General features: G+C 49.8%; 19 protein-coding genes. 3 read left to right on the plus strand and 16 right to left on the minus strand.

The window, feature by feature from the left end:
• Window positions 1–37 precede the first annotated feature (37 nt).
• Complete coding sequence (locus AC0LWF_RS08235; RefSeq protein ID WP_474651063.1) at window positions 38–925, plus strand: ATP-binding cassette domain-containing protein; 888 nt, start codon at window positions 38–40, stop codon at window positions 923–925.
• Window positions 922–1710: an ABC transporter permease gene (locus tag AC0LWF_RS08240; protein WP_474651064.1), complete on the plus strand. Its 789-nt coding sequence runs from the start codon at window positions 922–924 to the stop codon at window positions 1708–1710. The genes AC0LWF_RS08235 and AC0LWF_RS08240 overlap by 4 nt, the downstream gene beginning before the upstream one ends.
• 115 nt (window positions 1711–1825) lie before the next feature.
• On the opposite strand, the gene AC0LWF_RS08245 is transcribed toward AC0LWF_RS08240, so the two are convergent.
• The 16 genes from AC0LWF_RS08245 to glcD form a co-directional block, all read right to left on the minus strand.
• Window positions 1826–2665 (minus strand): TetR/AcrR family transcriptional regulator, encoded by an 840-nt coding sequence (locus tag AC0LWF_RS08245; protein ID WP_474651065.1) that lies wholly within the window; start codon window positions 2663–2665, stop codon window positions 1826–1828.
• A gap of 190 nt (window positions 2666–2855) precedes the next feature.
• The gene (locus AC0LWF_RS08250) at window positions 2856–3884 is read right to left on the minus strand and encodes a zinc-binding alcohol dehydrogenase family protein (protein ID WP_474651066.1); all 1029 of its coding nucleotides are present in this window, start codon (window positions 3882–3884) and stop codon (window positions 2856–2858) included.
• 97 nt (window positions 3885–3981) lie between these two features.
• Complete coding sequence (locus AC0LWF_RS08255) at window positions 3982–5322, minus strand: MATE family efflux transporter (RefSeq protein WP_474651067.1); 1341 nt, start codon at window positions 5320–5322, stop codon at window positions 3982–3984.
• Between the two features lie 67 nt (window positions 5323–5389).
• Window positions 5390–6193: a histidinol-phosphatase HisJ family protein gene (locus tag AC0LWF_RS08260; protein WP_474651068.1), complete on the minus strand. Its 804-nt coding sequence runs from the start codon at window positions 6191–6193 to the stop codon at window positions 5390–5392.
• A 45-nt stretch (window positions 6194–6238) separates the two neighbouring features.
• Window positions 6239–7015, minus strand: a complete 777-nt coding sequence (locus AC0LWF_RS08265; RefSeq protein WP_474651069.1) for a DeoR/GlpR family DNA-binding transcription regulator — start codon at window positions 7013–7015, stop codon at window positions 6239–6241.
• Between the two features lie 86 nt (window positions 7016–7101).
• The gene (locus tag AC0LWF_RS08270) at window positions 7102–8052 is read right to left on the minus strand and encodes a CehA/McbA family metallohydrolase domain-containing protein (protein ID WP_474651070.1); all 951 of its coding nucleotides are present in this window, start codon (window positions 8050–8052) and stop codon (window positions 7102–7104) included.
• 16 nt (window positions 8053–8068) lie between these two features.
• A complete protein-coding gene (locus tag AC0LWF_RS08275) occupies window positions 8069–9412 on the minus strand; it encodes an ABC transporter substrate-binding protein (protein WP_474651071.1) in 1344 nt (447 codons plus the stop codon).
• A 122-nt stretch (window positions 9413–9534) separates the two neighbouring features.
• Window positions 9535–10356: a carbohydrate ABC transporter permease gene (locus tag AC0LWF_RS08280; RefSeq protein ID WP_474651072.1), complete on the minus strand. Its 822-nt coding sequence runs from the start codon at window positions 10354–10356 to the stop codon at window positions 9535–9537.
• 21 nt (window positions 10357–10377) lie between these two features.
• Complete coding sequence (locus AC0LWF_RS08285) at window positions 10378–11334, minus strand: carbohydrate ABC transporter permease (protein WP_474651073.1); 957 nt, start codon at window positions 11332–11334, stop codon at window positions 10378–10380.
• The gene (locus AC0LWF_RS08290; RefSeq protein WP_474651074.1) at window positions 11297–12382 is read right to left on the minus strand and encodes an ABC transporter ATP-binding protein; all 1086 of its coding nucleotides are present in this window, start codon (window positions 12380–12382) and stop codon (window positions 11297–11299) included. The genes AC0LWF_RS08285 and AC0LWF_RS08290 overlap by 38 nt, the downstream gene beginning before the upstream one ends.
• Window positions 12383–12618: 236 nt before the next feature.
• Window positions 12619–14355: a metallophosphoesterase family protein gene (locus AC0LWF_RS08295; protein WP_474651075.1), complete on the minus strand. Its 1737-nt coding sequence runs from the start codon at window positions 14353–14355 to the stop codon at window positions 12619–12621.
• A 160-nt stretch (window positions 14356–14515) separates the two neighbouring features.
• Complete coding sequence (locus AC0LWF_RS08300) at window positions 14516–15847, minus strand: ABC transporter permease (protein WP_474651076.1); 1332 nt, start codon at window positions 15845–15847, stop codon at window positions 14516–14518.
• Entirely contained in the window at window positions 15840–16742 is a 903-nt protein-coding gene (locus tag AC0LWF_RS08305) for an ABC transporter ATP-binding protein (RefSeq protein WP_474651077.1), read from the minus strand. The genes AC0LWF_RS08300 and AC0LWF_RS08305 overlap by 8 nt, the downstream gene beginning before the upstream one ends.
• A 682-nt stretch (window positions 16743–17424) precedes the next feature.
• Window positions 17425–17847, minus strand: coding sequence for a hypothetical protein (locus AC0LWF_RS08310; protein WP_474651078.1), 423 nt, complete (start codon window positions 17845–17847; stop codon window positions 17425–17427).
• Between the two features lie 130 nt (window positions 17848–17977).
• Window positions 17978–19531, minus strand: coding sequence for a (Fe-S)-binding protein (locus tag AC0LWF_RS08315; RefSeq protein ID WP_474651079.1), 1554 nt, complete (start codon window positions 19529–19531; stop codon window positions 17978–17980).
• Window positions 19524–20939, minus strand: coding sequence for a glycolate oxidase subunit GlcD (gene glcD, locus AC0LWF_RS08320; RefSeq protein WP_474651080.1), 1416 nt, complete (start codon window positions 20937–20939; stop codon window positions 19524–19526). The genes AC0LWF_RS08315 and glcD overlap by 8 nt, the downstream gene beginning before the upstream one ends.
• 158 nt (window positions 20940–21097) lie before the next feature.
• On the opposite strand from glcD, the gene AC0LWF_RS08325 reads away from it, so the two are divergent.
• Window positions 21098–21808, plus strand: coding sequence for a FadR/GntR family transcriptional regulator (locus AC0LWF_RS08325; RefSeq protein ID WP_474651081.1), 711 nt, complete (start codon window positions 21098–21100; stop codon window positions 21806–21808).
• The last annotated feature ends 44 nt before the right edge of the window (window positions 21809–21852 follow it).

Here is a 21852-nt window from a genome sequence, read left to right on the forward strand (position 1 = left end):
TTATAACATAATCAATTTTGAAACGGAGGACTTCTATATGCATACAAATGCCATTGAAATTCGCGGCTTGCGCAAAAGCTACGGTCAGCAGACCGTATTGAACGGCATTGATCTGATCGTGCCGACAGGTACAATTTACGCGCTGCTTGGTCCCAATGGTGCCGGCAAAACGACGCTGATCCACATCTTAACGACACTGACGGACGCCGACGCGGGGACCGCCAAGGTTGCCGGATATGATGTGGCGACAGAGCAGAACGGAGTCAAGCGTTCGATCAGCTTGACCGGACAATTCGCAGCGGTCGATGAGATGCTGACCAGCCGGGAAAACCTGAATATGATCGGGAGGCTGTCGGGCTTGACTGCTGCTCAGACAAGGGCGAGAACCGCCGAGCTGCTTGAGCTCTTCGACTTGACCGCTGCTGCGGACAAACGGGTGAAGACCTATTCCGGCGGCATGCGGCGCAAGCTGGATCTGGCGATTAGCCTTGTCGCCCCACGCCCTGTTCTGTTTCTTGATGAACCGACCACTGGACTTGATACGACAAGCAGACGTGCCTTATGGGACATTATTGTGAAATTGAAGACGCGCGGAATTACTGTGTTTCTGACAACTCAGTATTTGGAGGAAGCTGATCAGCTTGCAGATAAGATATCCGTTATATCCGGCGGGAATGTCGTTGCGACCGGCACGTCGGAGCAGCTGAAATCCCGTATTGGTGGCGAAGTCATCGAACTGATCGGCGAAGATGAGCAAGTGCTCATGTCGATTCCGACAAGCGGAAGTTTGCACGATGTCCGGCAAACGCTTAATGGGCTTGGTGATCGGATTGCCCCCGGCACGCGCGTCACCATTCGCAAACCGAGCATGGACGATGTATTCGTTGAGCTTACTACTGGGCTGAAAGAGGAGGCTTCTGTATGACACCTGCACAAATGACGGAAGTGAAACCGACGTATCTCACGACAAACGCCGTATTTATCGGACGGAGCATCCGGCTAAGCCTGCGCAATACCGAAGCGCTGGTCATGGCGATCGTTCTCCCCGTGATGCTTATGCTGATGTTCACCTATGTATTCGGAGGGGCGATCGACCCAGGCGGTGACTATGTGGTCTATGTTGTTCCTGGCATCATTCTGTTATGTGCTGGATTCGGCTCTTCATCGACTGCGGTAAGCGTTGCTGAAGATATGACGAACGGGATCATCGACCGATTCCGTACGATGCCGCTTCATAGCGCCTCCGTCATCACGGGGCATATCGTCGCAAGCCTTGCGCGCAATCTGGTCGCGACCGGAATCGTCATCGGGGTCGGTCATCTCGTCGGCTATCGCTCCTCCGCCTCTGCGGGCGAATGGCTGGCTGCTCTCGGAGTCATCGCGTTATTCATTCTAGCCTTCACCGTGCTGTTCGCCGCCATCGGACTCTCATCCGGCAACCCAAGCGCGGCTAGCGGGTACGGCTTCGCGCTGCTGTTCCTCCCCTATCTCTCCAGCGCCTTCGTCCCCACCGACACGATGCCAACATGGCTGCGCGGAGTTGCGGAGCACCAGCCGATCACTCCCGTTATTGAGACGATTCGCGGACTGTTGAACGGAACGCCGATTCATAACAACGGGTGGTTGGCGCTTGCTTGGTGCCTAGGGCTGCTCGTGATCGCCTTCATCTGGTGCAACCTTGTCTTCAAGCGGAAGGCAGGACGGCGGTAAAACCGGCTCTTGCCTCAAAAAAAACAGCGCTCCTGCCAAGTTGGCCGGGGCGCTGTTTTTGCTGTTCTTTGCTTGTTGCGTTTTATTTTGCAGAGAGCTTTATTGGCTGGGAGCTTCATTGCCGTTTCCGATCCAAGAAGACCTCGATGCCGTCAAGTATCCTCTCGAGACCGAAGTCAAAGTCATCGCCTACCGTATTCTCACTCTCGTTCTCTCCTGTATACGCGCCGGATGCAACAATTGGATACAGATCGGGATACACATCCTCTGTAACGAGCTGCTTCAAAGCTTCCGTATAGCTGAGACCGCTGAATGCCTCTGGCGCCTTACCCGCCCTGACCGCGAGAATCATATCACGCTGAATGAGGCCGATAGATCTAGCGTAGCTGCTCACGAGAAGCACGAACGACATTTTCTCGTAATCGTTTAACGGCATATTGCGAAGAGATCGCAATGCCCAGTCAACGATTTGCAGATGATTGGGCGTTATCGGCACACCAGAGACGGGTATATCACCGAACCAAGGGTGCTCGCAGAATACCGATGCCGTTACCCGAACAAATTCCCTCAAGCCTTCCCGCCAGTCTTCATCCTCCGATATCGGAGGTACGTCATAGGCGCAGACGGCTTCCTGCATGAGCAGTATCAGGTCCTCTTTGCTCTGGATATATCTGTACAACGACATCGCGGAGTAACCGAGCGATTGTGCGACACGGTTCATAGAGACTGCGGATAGCCCATCCTTGTCGGCGATTGCGATCGCTGCATCGACGATCATCTTAATGCTCAGCTCGCCTTTCGGTCCCCGCTTCTGCTGCTTCACGTATCCCCAACTTATAGCCAAGGCCCTCGGCAAGCTTTGGAGTACATCATCGTTGTCCGCGTTCGCAGCTGCAGCTGCAGCTGAATCCATATTCTCCGTTGGCGTCACATCTGGATTTCTTTCTTTCCGCATATTTCAGATCCTCCGGAATCATGCTCTTCAAGCACCGAAATTGTATATCACATAAACAGTATATCACGATTTGACGCTTTCCAATAATAGAACCCGGCTACATAAATTGAACTAAAAGATAGCCAATAAGCCTCGCTGCGCCACTAATCGATCATCCATTATGCTTCGTCACCATCCCGAGTGGAAATAGTTAGTCCGCTTTCAGCTCTACAATCGCTTTAATGACCTTACTGTCCGGCATTAACCATTGATCGAACGCTTTTATCATTCCATCGAATGAAGAACGATGCGTAATATACTTATCGATAGCGACGTCCGTATGACGCAGAACATCCAGTACATGATTGAAATCTTCCCTTGTCGCATTTCGGCTGCCCATCAGCGTTAACTCCCGTTTGTGGAATTCAGGATCGGAGAAGGCAATCTCTCCTTTGACAAGTCCGACGAATATGAGCGTCCCGCCATGCGCCGCCAATTCAAAGGATCGGCTCATCGAACCGGCATTTCCAGTCGCGTCGAACACAGCAATGGGGAACTCTCCCTCTGTTAGCTCTGACAGCCGCTGCTTCACATCCGACTCCAAGGCGTTCACGGCATGATCTACTTTTGCCCAATCTTTGCAGAAAGCAAGCCGTTCCTCGTTCACGTCCATCGCAATTACGCTTGCTCCAGCATGTTTCGCAAAGAGCATCACTCCGAGACCAATCGGTCCGGAGCCAATGACGAGGACCTGATCACCTGCGCCAATTCCTGCCCGCCTGACAGCATGAGCACCGATTGCGAGAGGCTCTACAATTGCCGCTTCATCTAGAGTCAGCCCATCGGTAAGAAGCAAGTGTGAGATTGGCACCGATATCCTCTCGCGCATCCCGCCATCTACATGTACGCCTAGCACCCGCATATCTGTGCAGCAGTTCGTCTTTCCTCTGCGGCATGCTACGCAATGACCACAATGCAAATACGGAATAATAGACACTTGATCGCCGACTCGCAGCGAGCTTTCATTAGCACCAATTTGTTCGATGATACCCGACAGCTCATGACCTAATATGCGTGGATAGTGGAAAAATGGCTGATTGCCTCTGAAAGCATGATAGTCGGTCCCGCAAATGCCAATCCTCCGAATACTTACAATCGCGTGACCGTGCAGCAGCTCTGGCTCCGGCAAATCATCCGTATACCGAAACCGTTCGATTTCGTCGCAAACAATCCCTTTCATCGTAACGCCTCCCCTCATGTCTTTCATTTTACACTTGTAAAAGATTAGAAAACCACAAAAAAATAGGTTGCCCTGGGGCAACCTTCATCGACTTCAGTTAGGCCAGCTTTCGCTCCGCTTCCGTTTCATGTCCGACCAAATTAGTCTGCCACTTATTTGACCGATAGCGTATAAAACCAATAATCGCTTTCGCAATTTCTTCTGTCGTGTATAGGAGGTATACGATTTCTAGGGGCCATTTCATAATGGCAGCTAGGAACGTAAGCGGAATGCCGATTAACCAAGTTGCGCCAAGTACCATATACATGGAGAACCTTGTATCGCCCCCGCTCCGAAACACGCCAACAATCCAAATATAATTCAAAAAGCTAAATACAAGCATGACAGACATTAACCTAATTACGTGAATGGCTTGCTGTTGCATTCCTTCATCGAAACGAAAAAGCCGGGTTACGATTGGAGCAAACATAAATAACAGAAGGCCAACGATGAATGCTGAAGCAATTCCTATAATGGTGAACCGTTTGGCATATAATTTTGCCTGCGTCTGCTGATCCAAGCCAATACGCTCGCCGATCATCACAGTTGCAGCTTGAGCGAAGCCTCCAACACCTGCACTGACGAAATTGCCTACCACTTTTGCAATCTGCAAGATTGCGAGTGTAGTCGTACCGAGAAATCCGAACGCAACCATATACATCGTCGTCCCTAGACCCCAGAACGTCTCATGGATGATGATCGGCAATGTAATCTTCGACACTTTCGCGATCAATTGACGGTCAATGCGGAACATTTCGGCGAACGAGATCGATATTCTGTTCACTTTTTTGTATACAAAAATCAGGATGGAAATCATCGCAACCGTCTTCGAAGCGAGTGTCGCAACAGCCGCACCGTTCACTCCCATTGCTGGAAAACCGAAATTGCCGTAGATGAGAAGGTAATTCATGAATGTATTTAACAGCAGCGAGAAAATGGTGATGTACATGATCTCTTTGACGATCCCGATACTTTTCAAGCTTAACGCATAGGCCGTCGTGACAGCCGATGCAATAAAGCCATAGCTGACGATTGACATAAAAGAGGTTGTTGTTTCGAGCAGATGCGCTTCTCTCGTAAAGGGCAAAAAAACATAGGGTGACAGCAAGTTGATCATCAGTACATACACCGCGCTAATCGACAGACCGCAAAATAGCGTTAAACCAACGAGCTTTTTGATTTGGGGATAATTTTTCGTACCATAATATTGCGCCATAAACACGGACGGACCGCTTAATACGCCCGCTAAAATCATAACAAGCAAAAACTCTAGCTGACCGACAATTCCCACTGCAGCAATTTCATTTTCTCCCAGACCCGCGACCATAAGTGAATCTATTAAAGTAAATGAAGAAGTGAAAATAAACTGCAACGTCAATGGAATTGCTAGCTTAGCCATCTGAGGATAGAAATCATCTTGTTCCCGTATGATCGGTTTGCTGCTTTTGATAGCTAGGACACTCCTTCTAAATAGAAACCATATAAGGCGCACGGTTCTTGTACTGAACGATTTCCCGGATATTGCAGCTCTTCAATAGCTCGATTGCCTGCTCGAAGCCTCTCTCGTAATGCACTAATCGATGGGCATCTGATCCGAGCGAGAACAGCTTGCCGCCCAAATCGATGTACATGCGGAGCAAATAAGAGTGAGGATGTATCCAGCCTTGACGGAACAGTCCGGTCGTGTTCAGCTCCAAAGCCTTCTCTTTGCGGATAATCACTTTCAATAGGTCATAAAGGGTGTCGCTTACTCGTTTATAATCAGATTCGTTGATAACCTGTTTGGAATAACGGACGAAGTAATCCAGATGGGCAACGACATCATAATTGTCCATGTCGCTCACGGAATGAGATACATGCATGAAATAGTCCGTGAATACGAGATCAAGCGGCTGGCCTTGAAACTGATCTTCCGCAAAATCAAGCACGCCGTTATTATGGACGGAGAGCAGAACAAGGTCGAAAGAATATTGCTGCAAATAAGTATTGATTTCGTTATGATAATCCCGGCGGTATCCGACTTCTATTCCTTTTCGAATATCGATGTCGTACTTGCTGCGTAATACGTCAACTTCTCGCTCATACGCAGGCATGTCAATCAAGACATCCTTCTTGAAAAACTTGCAATCATAATCAAAATGATCCGTTGTCACAACGAATGGTTTGCCAAGCGAATGCGCGTGACGGACGATATTCTCTAATGGTTCGATCGAATCAGGAGAATAACTCGTATGAACATGCTGGTCAACAATAGCTGGCGATCTATTCATGATGGAATGAATCCTCCCTGAGATTGCAACTCTATTACTCTATCATTATGACTTGATCCACTGAATCTTCTCGTTCTCTAATGGTTTCTTCCAATCGGTTGGCGGATTGCTGTCACAAATAATATAATCCACATCGTTAAATTCCGTGTATTTGTATAATGATTTAGCTTCGATTTTCGTGTGATCGATAACGAGATAGACTTCGCGAGCACGATTAATCAATCGCTTCAAGAAATTACCCTCTTCGATATTGTACGTCGTGATGCCATTGACGATAGAGTAGCCGCTCGCGCCTATGAATACTTTGTCGATATATAATTTATCCAGCATATCAAGCATCATGCTGCCTGTTGCGAACATTTGATCCGTATCGATTTCGCCGCCAAGGAAGATGATTTTCTCGCTAAAGAAGCCTGCTTTCTTCCTCTCAATCAATTGATTAAGGATCGATACACAGCTGACAATAATGGTCAGATTATGCTTGTTCTGCACGTGTTTTGCGATTTGAAGCGTTGTTGTGCCAACGCCGAATGCGACTACATCATTATCTTGGATATACTGAGCGGCTTTCTTCCCAATTTGAATCTTCTCTTCGATGTTGATGTCATGCCTTTGGTTGAAAGGCGCTTCATACAATCTAAAGTTCGATTTAATCGCGCCGCCGTGCACGATGACGAGCTTGTTATCCTGGCTGAGCATCTCCAGGTCTCTACGAATGGTTACTTTAGATACTCCAAGCTGTTCAGCAAGCCCATTGACCGTTATTCTGCCATTTGCATTTAATTCCGCCAATATTAGGCTCATCCGCTCAACTTGCAGCATACCGCTTCTCCACCTTTATCTCTTTATAGAAAAATCAAGCCGGGAAACGAATGTGATAGCTTCATTTTCCGGCTTGATCGGAACTATTAATCCAAGTAAATCGGATTTGTAAAAGCTGTTTTTCCGAATTTATCAATCGCTTCAACCCGGATGTATTTCTCCGTACCCTGAAGCTTCTTTCTTAGCTGCGTTACGTTCTCGCCGATCTCGATTTGATATTGACGGCCATCGCCGTTCATATAAATCCGCTCAACTGGCGAGCATTCGAAGATCACTTCATCGTCCACGATTCGAAAATCGTAAATTTCAGGACCTGTCGAGGAGTAGAAGCTGCCCTTCAGCATGGCATCGATTATCGAATTACGGGAAAGCTCCTTCGCCTTGACGACTATCCAGCCTCCAAACGAGTCGTTCTTCGGTGAATCGAGCGGTTGACGGTTGTGGTTGTCGTCCGTAGCCAATCCATGCAAACGCATGCCTTTGCGGAGCAAGGTGTCCCACATAATGCGGGAATTGCCCATATTCTCCTGCCACTCGGAGCAATGATTGTAGATCTCGAGCGCAAAAAGGTTATTCAACTCGTACACATCTTCCCACTCCACAGTCGACCAATGAGGATGGTTGAACATGACGAGATTTCCTCTTGCAATCATATCATCGATGAAGGCTTGCACGGTCGAATACCCTTCCCAAGCGTCCCATACGATCGGCTGCATATGCTTTAGCGGCTCTAAAGCCGCGTTCCTTATATGCTCATCCGTTCCTAGAATAACATGGAGATGGTAGATGCGATAGTCGCCTTTCGGCATTAGAATACTTACTTCGCTTGAAGGAAGAGTAATAAAATCCGCTTCATTCGACGGCTCGAAATTAGTGAAGAAATCATGCTCGGAATGCGATAAGAAATGATAGCCCTTTTCTTTATACGCATCCCGAAGCTGTTCAACGGTTAAGGCCCCATCCGATAGCGTCGAGTGACAGTGGACATTACCCTTATAAAAGCTGCCTTCGGTCATAAATCCGTTCACGGTTCTCACGACTAGGGGAACCTCCTTATTTGTTGTCGTCGATAATTTTTTGCGCTTTTACATCAGCTGTATGAATGATAGCTTTTGCATCTGATTGGGTATCCACCATTGCACCATTCAAGTCATCAACGATTGAAGTGTACATCGCACGCCAGTTCTTCTGCCAAGGACGCTTATGAGCAAATTGCAGTTGATCGATCGCTACTTTGAATTGCGGGTGTTCAGCAAACAGATCTTTAACTTCTTGTGTTTCCAATGAAGACTTCGTTGTCGCGAAGTAACCGGATGTTTTGTAGAAGTTGACTACGAATTCATCCGAAGCCAAGTATTCTAGGAACTTTCCTGCTGCTTTCTTCTGATCTTCCGTAGCGCTGTCCAAGACGATCATGTTAGCTCCGCCCGTTACCATCGAGTTTTTCTCGCCAGCTGGCTGGTAAGCAACTTGAACCTTGAATTTGGATTGATCTTTCAGCAATGGACCCATTGAGCCAACGGAATCAAGGATCATGCCGACTTTACCATCGACAAAATTTTGCTTCACGATATCGGACACGTTACCTTGCGAGCTGTAAGGGTTCAGCATCGTTTTTTCGTTAGACATTTTTTGCCATAGCTCAACGATTTTGCTGCCTTTCTCGTTATCGAAGGCTGCTTCTGAGCCATCTTCGTTTACAACTTCGCCGCCGTAGGAGTAAAGAGCCGACTCCCAGAACCAAGCATCGGAATCCCAATGGCCTGAAAATCCGTAAATGCCTTGATCTGGCTTAGCCATTTTCTTAGCGAATGCATACAGCTCGTCCCAAGTTTTAGGACCCTCTTGAGGCAACCCCGCTTTAGCCAACATATCTGCATTTAAGTAAAGGATCGGCGTGCTGCGGTTCAGTGGAGCTGCTTTGAATACGCCGTCAACAACGCTGGAAACGGTCAAGCCGTCAATATAGTTGTCAATCGTTGCTTGGGATACGTATTTGCTTAAATCAGCTGCAACCGGACTGTAACGAGCAATAAATGATTCTTCGATTTGGGCAATTACCGGAGGTTTCTTAGCAACTAAAGCAGCCTCTAGCTTCTCGGCAACACCATCGTATCCGCCTTGGCCAGAAACGACGATTTCGGAGTCAGGATTTTCGCTATTGAATTTTGCAGCCGCGTCAGCCAACAATTTGCCGTTGCCATTCGTTGGATCCCAGATCGACCAGAAATCGACGACAACTTTCTCGTGCTTGCTCGTTTCGTTCGCGGGAGTATCGTTCGCCTTCGGAGTTCCGTTCTCATTCGTCGTTTCTGCATTACCGCAGCCTGCCAGTAATCCGACAGTCATAGCGCCTGCAATCGCTAAAGTTGATAATTTTTTTACAGTTGGTTTCATTAGGAAATCTCCTCCGTCATTTTATGACTCTTTTTCTCCTACCCTATACCCAACGATAACTTGAACCTCATCACTTGCAATATTGCTCCCCAGCAATCACCTCCTTAAAGTTATTGCTGCTCCTATTTAATGCCGCCATAAACGAACGCATTTTTGATAAAACGGTTCGCGAACAAATAAAGGAGAAGTACCGGCGCCATTAACAAGACATTGCCGGCCATTGAGATATTCCATTCATTGATTCCGTCTCCAACATCCAGTAAGCTCTTCACGGCAATCGGCAGCGTTCTTACACTCTCCGAGTTAGTTAGAATTAAGGTCCAGAAGTAATCGTTCCATTTCCCGATGATCGCTAAGAGCATGAGCGTAAGAATGAACGGTTTGGTAATTGGAAGCATGATTCTAACCATGAGCTGCAGCTCTGTCGCTTGATCCAGCTTCGCCGCATCGAGCAGCTCGTCCGGGATTTGCTTGAACGCCTCCGTCATAAAGAAGATCGCGAAGGAGGAATAGATGAAGGGAATAATTTGCGCCGCATACGTATCAAGCCAGCCAAAATCGCTGAGCAGTACATAGATAGGCACGAATGTAACTTGAGCCGGAAGCATTAAATCGACGAGTACTAATGCGAAGAAGAACCCCGATAAAGCAAATTTCTTCTTTGCGAACGCATACGATGCAGGAACACATACAAGCAGCTGTCCGATTGCCGTCAATAGTGTAATAATGACCGAATTGGTCCCATAGTGAACGAATTTGACCTTCACCCATGCTTCCCTATAATTCTCAAAATGCAACGATTTCGGAAACATTGCAGGCGGAAAATGGATCGCTTCGAAAAACGATTTCAACGACGTACTGATCATCCAATAGAATGGAAAGATAAACGTGATGATGAGAGCTGCGAGCAGCAGGTAACGAAGTAGATGAATAACCAGTTTCATAGCTAGTTGTGTTCCTCCTTTCTATTGATAGTGAACATTCCGAGAGAAGAACTTAAAGTTAACAATGGATATGATGCCAATCATAATTAGAAACAAGATGGATGCCGCCATCGCCCTGCCGAGCTGGAATTTCAAAAATCCGACTTGATAAATCCAGTGCACGAGCACATTGGAGGATCCCTGCGGCCCGCCTTTGGTCATGAGATTAACGACATCGAACGAAGTGAAAGCACCTATTGTGGATGTAATAAGCAGAAAAAACAATGTCGGCGACAGTAACGGGATCGTAATCTTAAACAACGTATTCAGCTTGCTTGAGCGATCCAGCTTCGCAGCTTCGTAAATATAGACTGGAATGCTTTGCAGGCCTGCGATTACGATCATCGCGTTAAATCCTAATCCTTTCCATATGGACACGATGATGACCGACAACAATGAAGTTTTCGGACTCAGCATCCATAGCTGAGGCTCCAAGCCTATGAATTTGAAAACATAATTGATCATGCCCATCTGTGGATCAAAGAGCCACATCCACATAATCGAAACCGAGACGAACGAAACAATTTGCGGCGTAAAAATGACGCTTTGAACGAAGTTGTTCAACACCGAGCTTTTCTTCAGCAAAATACCGATTAACAGAGCGAAGATTAAGCCGAAGATTACGGTAAATACGGTGTAGAAGAATGTATTCTTCATGACTTGCAGCCACTCAGGATCAGTGAAAACAGACTGGTAATTATCGAATCCAACGAATGTCTTCTCCCCTGTAACTACATCCCACTTCAGAAAGCTGACTTTCAGAGCGAACAGAGCCGGATACAAGGAAAATAAAGAAACGAGTATAATCGCAGGTGCAATGAGCACATAAGGATTCTTCAACAGCTTGTTCACAACTAGGGACAATACGGATATGAGCATATTGCGAGAGGCGACGGACTTCTTAGATAGCCGCTTCTGCGATAGAATGTTCTCTTGCAACGCACACGCCCTCTTTCAATAGAATGCTTTGTGTTAATTGCTTGATTTGATAGGCGCCACGGATGCGATTGTCGTCCAAGTCAAAGTAATACAAGTCTTCTTCCGCCACATACACGTTAACGCTCTGCCCGAAATCTAGCTCTTCCTCGGACTTTACGATGATGCTGCCAAGATTGGTTTTCACATGATACAGGCATTCCAAACCGAGCGTTTCACTTGTCACGATCTCACCCTCAAGCGAGATGCCTAGAAATGGTTCCTTCATCGTAAACTTGGCCTTCTGAGGTCTGAAGCCCAGTTGACAAGCGCTGCCAAGCTTTACGATATTCATTCCTGGATCGCCGATAAAGGTAGCAACGAATATGTTGTCAGGATCGTTGTAAACTTGCTTAGGCGTACCTACTTGCATGACCTTGCCTTCATTGAAAATAACGATATCAGTCGCCATCGTCATGGCTTCGATTTGGTCATGCGTGACGAATACGAATGTCGATTGAAGCGTTTGGTGGAGCTGAATCAATTCGCTGCGCATTTGATTACGCAGCTTCGCGTCTAGATTAGATAACGGTTCATCCATTAAAAACACGCCTGGCTCCTTGGAAATGGCTCTTGCGAGCGCGATTCTTTGGCGTTGTCCTCCGGAAAGCATAGAGGGCTTTGCATTGGTGTATTGTACAAGGCCGACCAGATTAATGACTCTCTTCAGTCGCTCAACGATACTGGCTTTAGGCATGCCTTGATTTTTTAAACCGAACTCAATATTTCCTTTAACAGTCATATGCGGGTAAATCGCATAGTTCTGAAAAACCATCGCGACATCGCGCTCTCCAGGTTCAAGCTTCGTTACATTAGCGTTGCCGATCTGAATGCTTCCGTCGGTAACCTCTTCTAAACCAGCGATCATTCGAAGCGCAGTCGTTTTTCCGCAGCCCGATGGACCGACAAGCACGGTAAACGAACGATCTCTTATTTCCAAGTTCAAACCTTCGATGACTGTTTTTCCATTCGAATACGTTTTACGCACGTTCTCAAATTGTATGGCAGACATAAATGTTCTCCTCCTGTTTCAATGAAGTCAGCAACGATTTTGTTTTCCTCACTTCCCAAAGAATACAAGTCAAACGTAAACGAAGGATTAATTACGCATGTTTGTTTTGTTAATTTAACTTTTTTGTTCCTTTTTGTTCTTTTCATGGTTACGACATAACAAAACACCCATTCTTAGCCAAATGGGCCGCGAATGGGTGCTCTACAATGAATCGATTAGTTTTACTTTCTTGGTCACTAGAGGTATGTGGCTTCCTGGATGGAGGAACAGTCTTCCGGCCATTCTGGCATGGGCACAAAACGGTAGCCAAGCGCTATCTGAGTAATCGCGGTATTCGCATGTCTGTTCTTCAGCACACGGTTTTCTTTATTAAGAAAGTCTTGCGTATCTACTTGTTTGGAGAAATTCATATAATCGGAGAGTTGTCCCGAGAACGGTTTTAACGGATCGCGTTCCTGTAGAGGTACGCCTCTCACCCGTCCCTTTCTGGCATCGGAGAACATGCTCGTTAACGAATCAAGTCCTGTGTTCGTAATATGAATGCCATCAACTAGTCGTGATACCGTAACATCACGGATGCCCCCAGTCAGGAACGGACCATGAATTCCCCACTGTATATAAACCTGAGGCCGGTTTTGATGTGCCCTCGCTTCGTCCAGTGCTTCATGGGAGCTAATCGTATTTTCATGGAAATAGGTTTTAATTTCAATCAATTCCTTTGTCACAGGATGATAACTGACCCAGATTAACTGATGATCAGCTTCATTGCGTCCCATTACCCTATCCCAGAACAGATGATAGGCGATGAGCGGCTGCTCTGGATGAAATACAGCTACGCAATCTCTTAAAACAAACGGCTCGCTCTCCGCCAGATGGAGCTCAGGCGCTAGCAGACGCGCCAGCTCTTCCATCTCCGTTGAAACCGGATGATACACTGGGCCTGTCTCTATAGGAGAAGAGTCATAATGGCTTCTATACTTAGCGAGCCACCATTCAGTAGCTGAAGCATCTTCTGATGCTGTGGAAGCAGCTTGCACATCTCGGTCTTTCTCAGGGATGTGGACAGGCTGCTCGCGCTCCACGATATTTCCTTCCAGCCGAATCCATGTCTCGAAATCTCTGATACCTTCACGAAGCTGAATGATTCTGGCCCCCCGTGCAAACCCAGCCATGCCGTAGGCGTTATATCCGGACCCCCGCCCATAACAAAGGCGTATGCCGTGCCAATCGCCGTAAAAATCATTAAGGTGGTCATGTCCAGCGAACGTTCCCAGCATATCCTTCTGTTCCAACATAGCAGCGCCGAACCCTGAATTTATGAGCGGAGGCATAAACTCCTCATATTTAACCCCGTAGCAAATTTCTTCGTCCCAAACCTGTTTATATTCAGGGATTGGAATGTGAAAGAACGCCAAGGACGGGAGTGGTTCTCCGTAGTCGGCGGCAAGTCTGTTGGAGCTCTGGATATACCAGCTGATTTGACTTGGACGAATCCAATCATAGCCCCCCACCGAATCAGGTGCATTACTCCCGGAATCTAGAAAGTACAAGGCAAAGGCAGTCTGACCGCCCGATCCATGAATGGGCAGGATGAAATTGCCGACACCGAAGATTCCTTCCGGGCCCGGTTCGGAAAGACAATAGTCGCATCCCATTTGCAGCTCCATAAGCTCCTCGCGAGTGACCCATTTCTCCGTGTCGTGATTGCCGAACACTGCCGCCCAAGGAATTTGGGCCGATTCCACGCAGGAGACCGCCTCGAGAAAAGACCGCTTCGGATCCTCGCTATAGTTCGCATAGACAATATCGCCCGTAAAGACGACGAGATCCGGCTTCTCTTCTTGCAGAACTTCCTGCATCAATGCATGGGTACGCATATCGAGCAGAGCGCCGCATGACCAATGAAGATCCGTAAATTGAACGATTTTAAACGTGCCGTCATTCCTGAAACTCAAAGCTTGCTTCTGTGTCATTAATGCTCTTCCTCTCCTTGTCCTTGTATGGATAGTTTATATCTTCTTGCAGATCAGAAAAGTTTAGTATTCGTAAATGCCAAGGGGAAAGTGAAAAGACCAGTCAGATCAAGGTTTGATCTAACTGGTCTTAGGTAATCATGGTTTGTCGCTTCTTCGTTTACTTATAAGCCCGCATCGCTTTGCCGATCTCACGAAGCGTTGGCTTCTTGCCATACATGAGCACGCCAGCGCGGTAAATCTTCGCGGACAGCCAGCCTGCGCCAAGAATCGTCGCGAGCAAAATACCGATCGACAGCCATACCTGCCACAGCGGCGGGTCGGACAAGCCAAGCCTTACGACCATTGCATAGGGCGAGAAGAACGGGATAAACGACGACACTTTGACGAGCGTCGAACCCGGATTGTTAATGCCGCCGAGAATGCAGATGTAGAAGCCTGCGAGCGACAGCATTGTTATTGGCAGCACCGCTTGACCGAGATCCTCCGTGCGGCTGACGATCGATCCGATTGCAGCGAACAGTGTCGCGAACAGGTAATAGCCTGTTAAAAAGAACAAGAGCGCATAAAGGACGAGAACAGGATCTATGTCGCTGAGCGAAATGCCGAGGCTGCTCAGCTTATCTTTATTTTGCGGCATCGACATGTTGCCGATGATCACGAGAACGTAGATCGCCAGCTGCAGCAGAACGACGAGGAACATGCCGAATATTTTGCCGAACATCGCCTTCAGGGGCGCGACGCTCGTAATGAGAATCTCCATAACACGGGAGCTTTTCTCGGCTGTAATCTCGCTTGCGATCATTTGACCGCTGATCATAATGGCCATGAACAGCAAGATAATAATGACGTACACCGTCAACATATCCATTCCCTGCTCATCTTCCGTCTTGCCTTGACCGATCGAGCCAGCGCCGCCATTCGTTGAGATTTGCACCGTATCTAGTTTGATCTGCGATTGCAGGAGTGCCATCAGCTCATCGCTAATGCCCCCGCCGCTGAGAATCGCCTTCTGTTTCACCACTTGAAGCGCGGCTTCCAGCGACCGTGACACTTTGCCCTCCATCAGGCTCTCCGATTTATACGTGACCGTCGGGAATCCTTCTTTGTTCGGTGTGAAGGTGATGTAGCCATCTATTGTGCCATCGGCTACGGCTTGCTTGAGCGCAGCCTCATTGTCTTGATCTTTGGCATTCGCTGGCTTAATCGAGACAATCTCAAGATCCGGCTTCGGCTGCTGCTTGTAATATTCAGTGAGCAACGAGCCGATGTGACTAGCTGTGAACAGCTGCGATCCAAGCTGATCTTCCTTCGTCTCCATGTAGCCGACCGCAGTTGGCTTGCCTTCACCGCTAAACTGGGAGATGATATACGGCAAGTTGATGCCGATACTCATAATAACCGCAATAATAAGAGTCGTGACGATAAAAGCTTTCGTTCTCAGCTTGTTGCGCGCCGTAAATCCAACGACCGTCCAGAAGCTGCTATTCATGGTTCTCACCTACCGTCTTAATGAAGATTTCATTGAGCGTCGGTTCCATAATTTCAAAGCGTGTCACATTCGTTTGTTGGAGTGCTAATTCAATGACGGGCCTTCCCGCCGCTTCATTGCTGATGAGAAGCTCATAACCGTACTCATGACGAGTCACATTCATGACCCCCCCAATACCAGCGAGCCCTGTTACATCCCCATCTGTAGCAAGGATGATTCGCTCCCTCGGAAACTGCTTCTTGATCGCTTTGAGATTGCCCTGCAGGACAGGATTGGACCTATGTAAAATCGTAATGTTGCGGCAAAGCTCCTCAACATGCTCCATCCGGTGCGTCGAGAATAGAATGCTTGTACCGCTGTCGCGAAGCTCTTTCACCGTTGATTTGAGCAGCTCCACGTTGACCGGATCAAGTCCGCTGAACGCTTCGTCCATGATGACGATGCCGGGCTTATGGATGACCGATGCGATGAATTGGATTTTCTGCTGATTGCCTTTGGACAGCTCTTCAACCTTCTTGCCGTAATACTCCGGCACGCCGAACCGATCGAGCCAGCGCTTCAAGTTCTGGTCCGCATCCCGCTTGGACATGCCTCGCAGCTGGGCTAGATATATGATTTGGTCGCTTACAATAATCTTCGGGTACAGTCCCCGCTCCTCTGGCAAATAGCCGAGTCCACGCAGCTGTTCTTTGCTGTAGGCCTTGCCGTTATAACGGATTTTGCCGGAATCGGGATAAATAAGCCCGAGCACCATCCGCATCGTCGTCGTCTTCCCAGCCCCATTCGCTCCCAGCAGCCCGTATATCTCTCCCTGCTCTACTTCGAAGCTGATGCCATTCACTGCCGTCTTCTCACCATACTGCTTGAAAACTTGTTCGAGCGATAATGCATTCATTCCCTGCAAAACTCCCCTCACAAACGTGATATGTACAGTATAAGCAAGAGGGAGATTGAAAGTAAACCATTGGAAAAAAGACGTGGAGGGCGTGCCCTGCAGGCGGTACGGGACTACGCTCGCTGTTGTAGTTTGGATTCCCCTGATTATATAAAACATTTAGATGTTGGAATCCAACTACAAAGGCTAATTGATCTGCGATGTCTAGACCATACAGATCATTTAGCCTAGGCAAACGACCGCTAACGCTGCTCCGCCTCCGTACCGCCCTCCGGGCACTCTCCTCCACTGGGGGAGGAGCAATATAAGCCCGCCGAGGTTATATGCCCGGCGGGCTTTCACATGCTGAGAGAGTTTCCACTCGTGAGAGAGTGTTTTCCCTCTCTCAACTCGCCATCTTTCGGCTCTCGCTAACCTCTATTTTACTTGGGCGGCGGCACTGATAGATCATATTGGATCTCTCGGCCCACTTTTGGCGCGATTCTAATGCTGAGAGCACGTATGTGTTCTCTCAGCTATAAAATTCAAGTTAGTAGTCGAACTGCGACGGTGAGAGCACATATATGTTCTCCCAACCAACTTTTGATGTGATTTTGTTGCTGAGAGCACGTATGTGTTCTCTCAGCTACAGGGCTTTGGTTAGTATGTCGGACTGCGGCGCTGAGCGCACATATCTGTTCTGTCAGCCAACTTTTGGCGCGCATGATTGGCAACCGCAATTCGCGGGATGTCCGCTGCCTGGCGGGCAAATATTAGTGGTACGTTTATTGACAATATTCATAATCCGCTCCTGCTCCCGCAAATCAGCGGCAATGTCGTAATAAATATCGCTAAGCGGCGGTGGGGACGCTTCAGATTCATACTTGCCAGGAAAGTGGCTAAGCTGCTGCTCCCCGGCTGATCGGCGAATAGATCTCATCTGCCGTGCTTCCCGCTTCAAAATAACATACAGCAGCAAAGAAGATCCGAGCATCAAGAGCCCCGACCGCCAAGACGGAGTGAAGCCGATTACTAGGCATGCGAACGCAATCGCCGGATAAATAAACAGCAAGGTAAACATCCCAATGAGCAGCCTGATCAGCCACGAACCGAGCGATCTCCCCATACGGCTGCACCTCTTTCGCCTGTTGTTACTTATATTTATGCGGCGACGGGTTATCCCTATTTTGACAACGATGCAAAAAAGACGACCAGGCGCTTGATCACCAAGCGCGCAGCCGTCTCCAAACTCGACACTATTCCTTACATATCCGCTCATGCAGAAAATCAACCAAATGAACGGCTTCCATCTTCCCGCTCATCCCATGCTTCTCGATGCCAAGCTTCATCTGCAGCAAGCAGCCCGGGTTGCTCGTCAGCAAATAATGTGCGCCAGTCTGCTTCACATGGTCCATCTTGTGATCGAGAATCTGACCCGCCATCTCCGGCTGGGTCAGGTTGTAGATGCCCGCCGAGCCGCAGCAGCGGTCCGACTCGTAGAGCTCTACGAACTCTGCGTTCGCGACGCTCTTCATTAGCTTTAGCGGCGCTTCGGAGGAGCGCATGACGTTGCGCAGATGGCAGGAGTCCTGGTACGTAATGCGCACCGGATCCTCCGCTGCGAAGCTGACGCCACTGCAGCCGCCACCGCAGCCACCGGCTGCAGCAGCTGTCTCGCCCGCCGCTGCAGAAGCCACCGCCGCGCCACTGCTCGGCGCAGTTCCTCCGCCTGCGCTCGCCGGCGCCGAAGCCCCGCCGCAGCTCGGTGCGGTCCCCTGCACCTTGCTCGCGGCAACAGCAGCTGCAGCGGCCGACTGCAAGCGGCCGTGCTCTACGAGCAGCTTGCTCACATCGAGCGTCCGCTTCGCGAACCACTTCGCATCGCTGGCATACTGCGGATCATCGTGCAGCAGATGATCGTACTCCACAAGAAGCGCCCCGCAACCGCCGGCATTCGAGGCGATCCAATCAACGCCTGCCGCTTTGAACGCGGCAATGTTGCTCTTCGCCAGCTCGCGAGCGCCGTCCTGCTCGCCGCTATGCGCATGCAAAGCGCCGCAGCAGTTCTGCGATTCGGGAATAACGACGTCGAAGCCTGCCTCATTCAACAGCTCAACCGTATGCTTGTTCGTCTCCGTGAACAGCACATCCATAATGCAGCCGCGGAACAAGCCAACCGTACCGACTCGCTCACCCTTCGCGGGATGAACGGAGCCTATCTGCTCGACAACGCCGCGGTACGATGCATCCGGCAGGATGCGCTCCATCTGCTGCATATGCTGCGGGAACAGCTTCATCATGCCGCTTCCGCGCACAAGCCCGCGAAGACCGGACTTCTGATACACCTGCAGCGCGCCACCAAGCAGACGCATCCTCCCTTGGTGCGGGAACATCCCTTCAAATGCGGTCTTCCGCGCCAGCTTCACCCACCAGCGGTGGCTCTGCGTATGCTGCTCTACCGAATCCCGTGCCTGTTCGAGCAGCTGCCCGTACTTCACATCCGCCGGGCACGCCGGCTCACAAGCGCGGCAGCCGAGACAATGGTTCATCTGCGTCTCGAACGCATAATCCGGGTCCATCAAGCCGTCCGCAACAGCTTTCATGAGAGCGATCCGTCCGCGCGGAGACTCTGCTTCGATCCCCGTTTCGCGGAAGGTTGGACAAGCCGGCAAGCAGAAGCCGCAGCGCATGCAGTTCGTCAGCTGATCGTAGTTCAGCGTGCTCTTCAGCGTTGTCGCCAGCTCGCTGCACGAACCCTCACTACCCTTGCTTCCCTTTGCCTCCAGGATCGACGCGAGCAGATTAGGCATGGCCAAGCACCACCCTTTTACGCGTGGATTTTGCGAACATTTTGCCCGGGTTCAGAATATTGTTCGGGTCAAAAGCCGTCTTAATCCCCCGCATCACTTCAATCCCCGCAGGACCGACCTTCCACTCCAAGTACGGCGCCTTCACAAGTCCGACGCCATGCTCGCCAGTAATCGTGCCGCCCAGACGAATTGCCGCTTCAAAAATCTCCTCAAAAGCCTCTTCCACGCGATGAATTTCTTCCTTATCCCGCACATCCGTCGTCGCCGTCGGATGCAAATTGCCATCGCCGGCATGGCCGAATGTACAGATCGTCACGTTATGCCTCGCCGCAATATCATTGATTGCGAGCACCATCTCGGCGATTTTCGAGCGAGGCACCGTTGCATCCTCGAGAATCGTCGTCGGCCGCAAACGTGCCAGTGCCGTGAACGCGCTCCGCCGCGCGGTCATCAGCTTCAGCGCTTCCTCTTCGGTCGCTGCGATAGTGACACGCTCTGCATTCTCGCTCTGGCAAATTTCCGCGATGCGCGCAATATCCCGCTCCACCATCTCCGGATCGCCGTCCTGCTCGATGAGAAGAATCGCGTCCATATCGAGCGGCAGCCCCAGCTTCGCAAAATCATCCACGACCCGAATCGTCGGATTATCCAGAAACTCGAGCGTTGCGGGAATGATGCGGTTCTCGATGATTTTGGAAACAGTCCGGGCTGCGCCGTACAGATCCTTATACATCGCAAGCATCGTCTTCTTCGTCTTCGGCGGCGGGATGAGCTTAAGAATTGCTTCCGTTACAACTGCGAGCGTTCCTTCCGAACCAACGAGCAGCTTCGTAAGATCGTAGCCGGCCACATCCTTCATCAGCTTCCCGCCGGTCCGAATAATCTCCCCATTCGCAAGAACAGCCTCCAGCCCGATGACGTAATCTTTTGTCGTGCCGTATTTTAGACCGCGCAAGCCGCCAGAGCATTCCGCAATGTTGCCGCCGATGGTCGAGATCGCCATACTCCCAGGATCCGGTGGATAAAACAGCCCCAGCCCTTCGACATGGGTGCTGAATTGCTTCGTATTGAGACCGGGCTGAACGGTAGCTGTGAGATTTTCGAGATCGACCTCAAGAATCCGGTTCATCCGGTGCATAACCATGACAATGCCGCCCTCTACCGGAACCGTCCCTCCGCATAGATTCGTGCCCGAGCCCCGGCTTACGACCGGAATCCGGTGCTCATTCAGCAGCTTCAAGATTGCCGACACTTGCGCCGTATTTTCCGGGTAAATCACCCCGTCAGGCAGCGATTGCAGCATTGGCGTACTGTCATAGGAATGCGTAATCAATGATTCCTTGTCGTCTTTAAACCACTGGCTGCCGACAATTTCGCGCAGCTTCTGTTTTACCGAATCGCCTAGCATGGTACGGTTTCCCCCTAGCCTCATATATAAATAATAGATCAGGTCATCTGATGACTTTGTTTTGGAAGTAGTATATCATAAGATGAAGAAACCGGATATGCATATTTATCTATTCGAAAAATAGTGCTGACGACCGTTATCATAAAGGAGGACTCCCCATGCAAGCAAGGCCGCTCAAAAGCTACGAATGGGTATCCCGCGAGCTCCATAACCGCATCACAACAGGCGACTTGTTGCCAGGAGACAAGCTCCCTTCCGTTGTCGACCTCGCTACTGAATATAGTGTCGGACGCTCAACAATCCGCGAAGCATTAAGCGCGCTCAAAGCCCAGGGGTTGCTCGACATTCGCCAAGGCGGCGGCACTTTCGTGCTTTCCCCGCCGGAGTCGCAAGGCGAGTCCCCGGCACGAGAAGACTGGCTCGACCGCGCAGACTCGCTGCTTCAGCTGCTCGAAGTGCGCAAAGTGCTCGAGACTGGCTGCGCCGCCCTCGCCGCGAGGCATCGCAGCGCGGAAGACCTTGCAGCCATGCAGGCGACGCTCGCGCAGATGGAACAGCGACTCGACGATGAGGCCTTCGGCGAGCAGGCCGACGTGCAGCTGCATGAGCAGATCGCGCGCGCCACGCGCAACCCGATGCTGATCGAGCTGATGAAGTCGCTCTCGCAGCGCCTTCATGAGAGCATGCGCGATACACGCTCGCTCTGGTTCTACGCCGAGCAGCAATCGGCGCGCAGACTGCTCGAGGAGCACAGCGGCATCATTGACGCGATACGCCAGCAGGATGCCGGTGAAGCCGCAGCCCGTATGGATGCGCATCTCTCCAAAGTGGAACAAGTGCTGCGCGATAAGACCGGTAATCTATCGTAGTCTCTCGTAGTCTTTCTTAGTCGCTCTTAGCTTCTCTTAGCTTC

The organism is Paenibacillus sp. sgz302114, assembly GCF_056120345.1.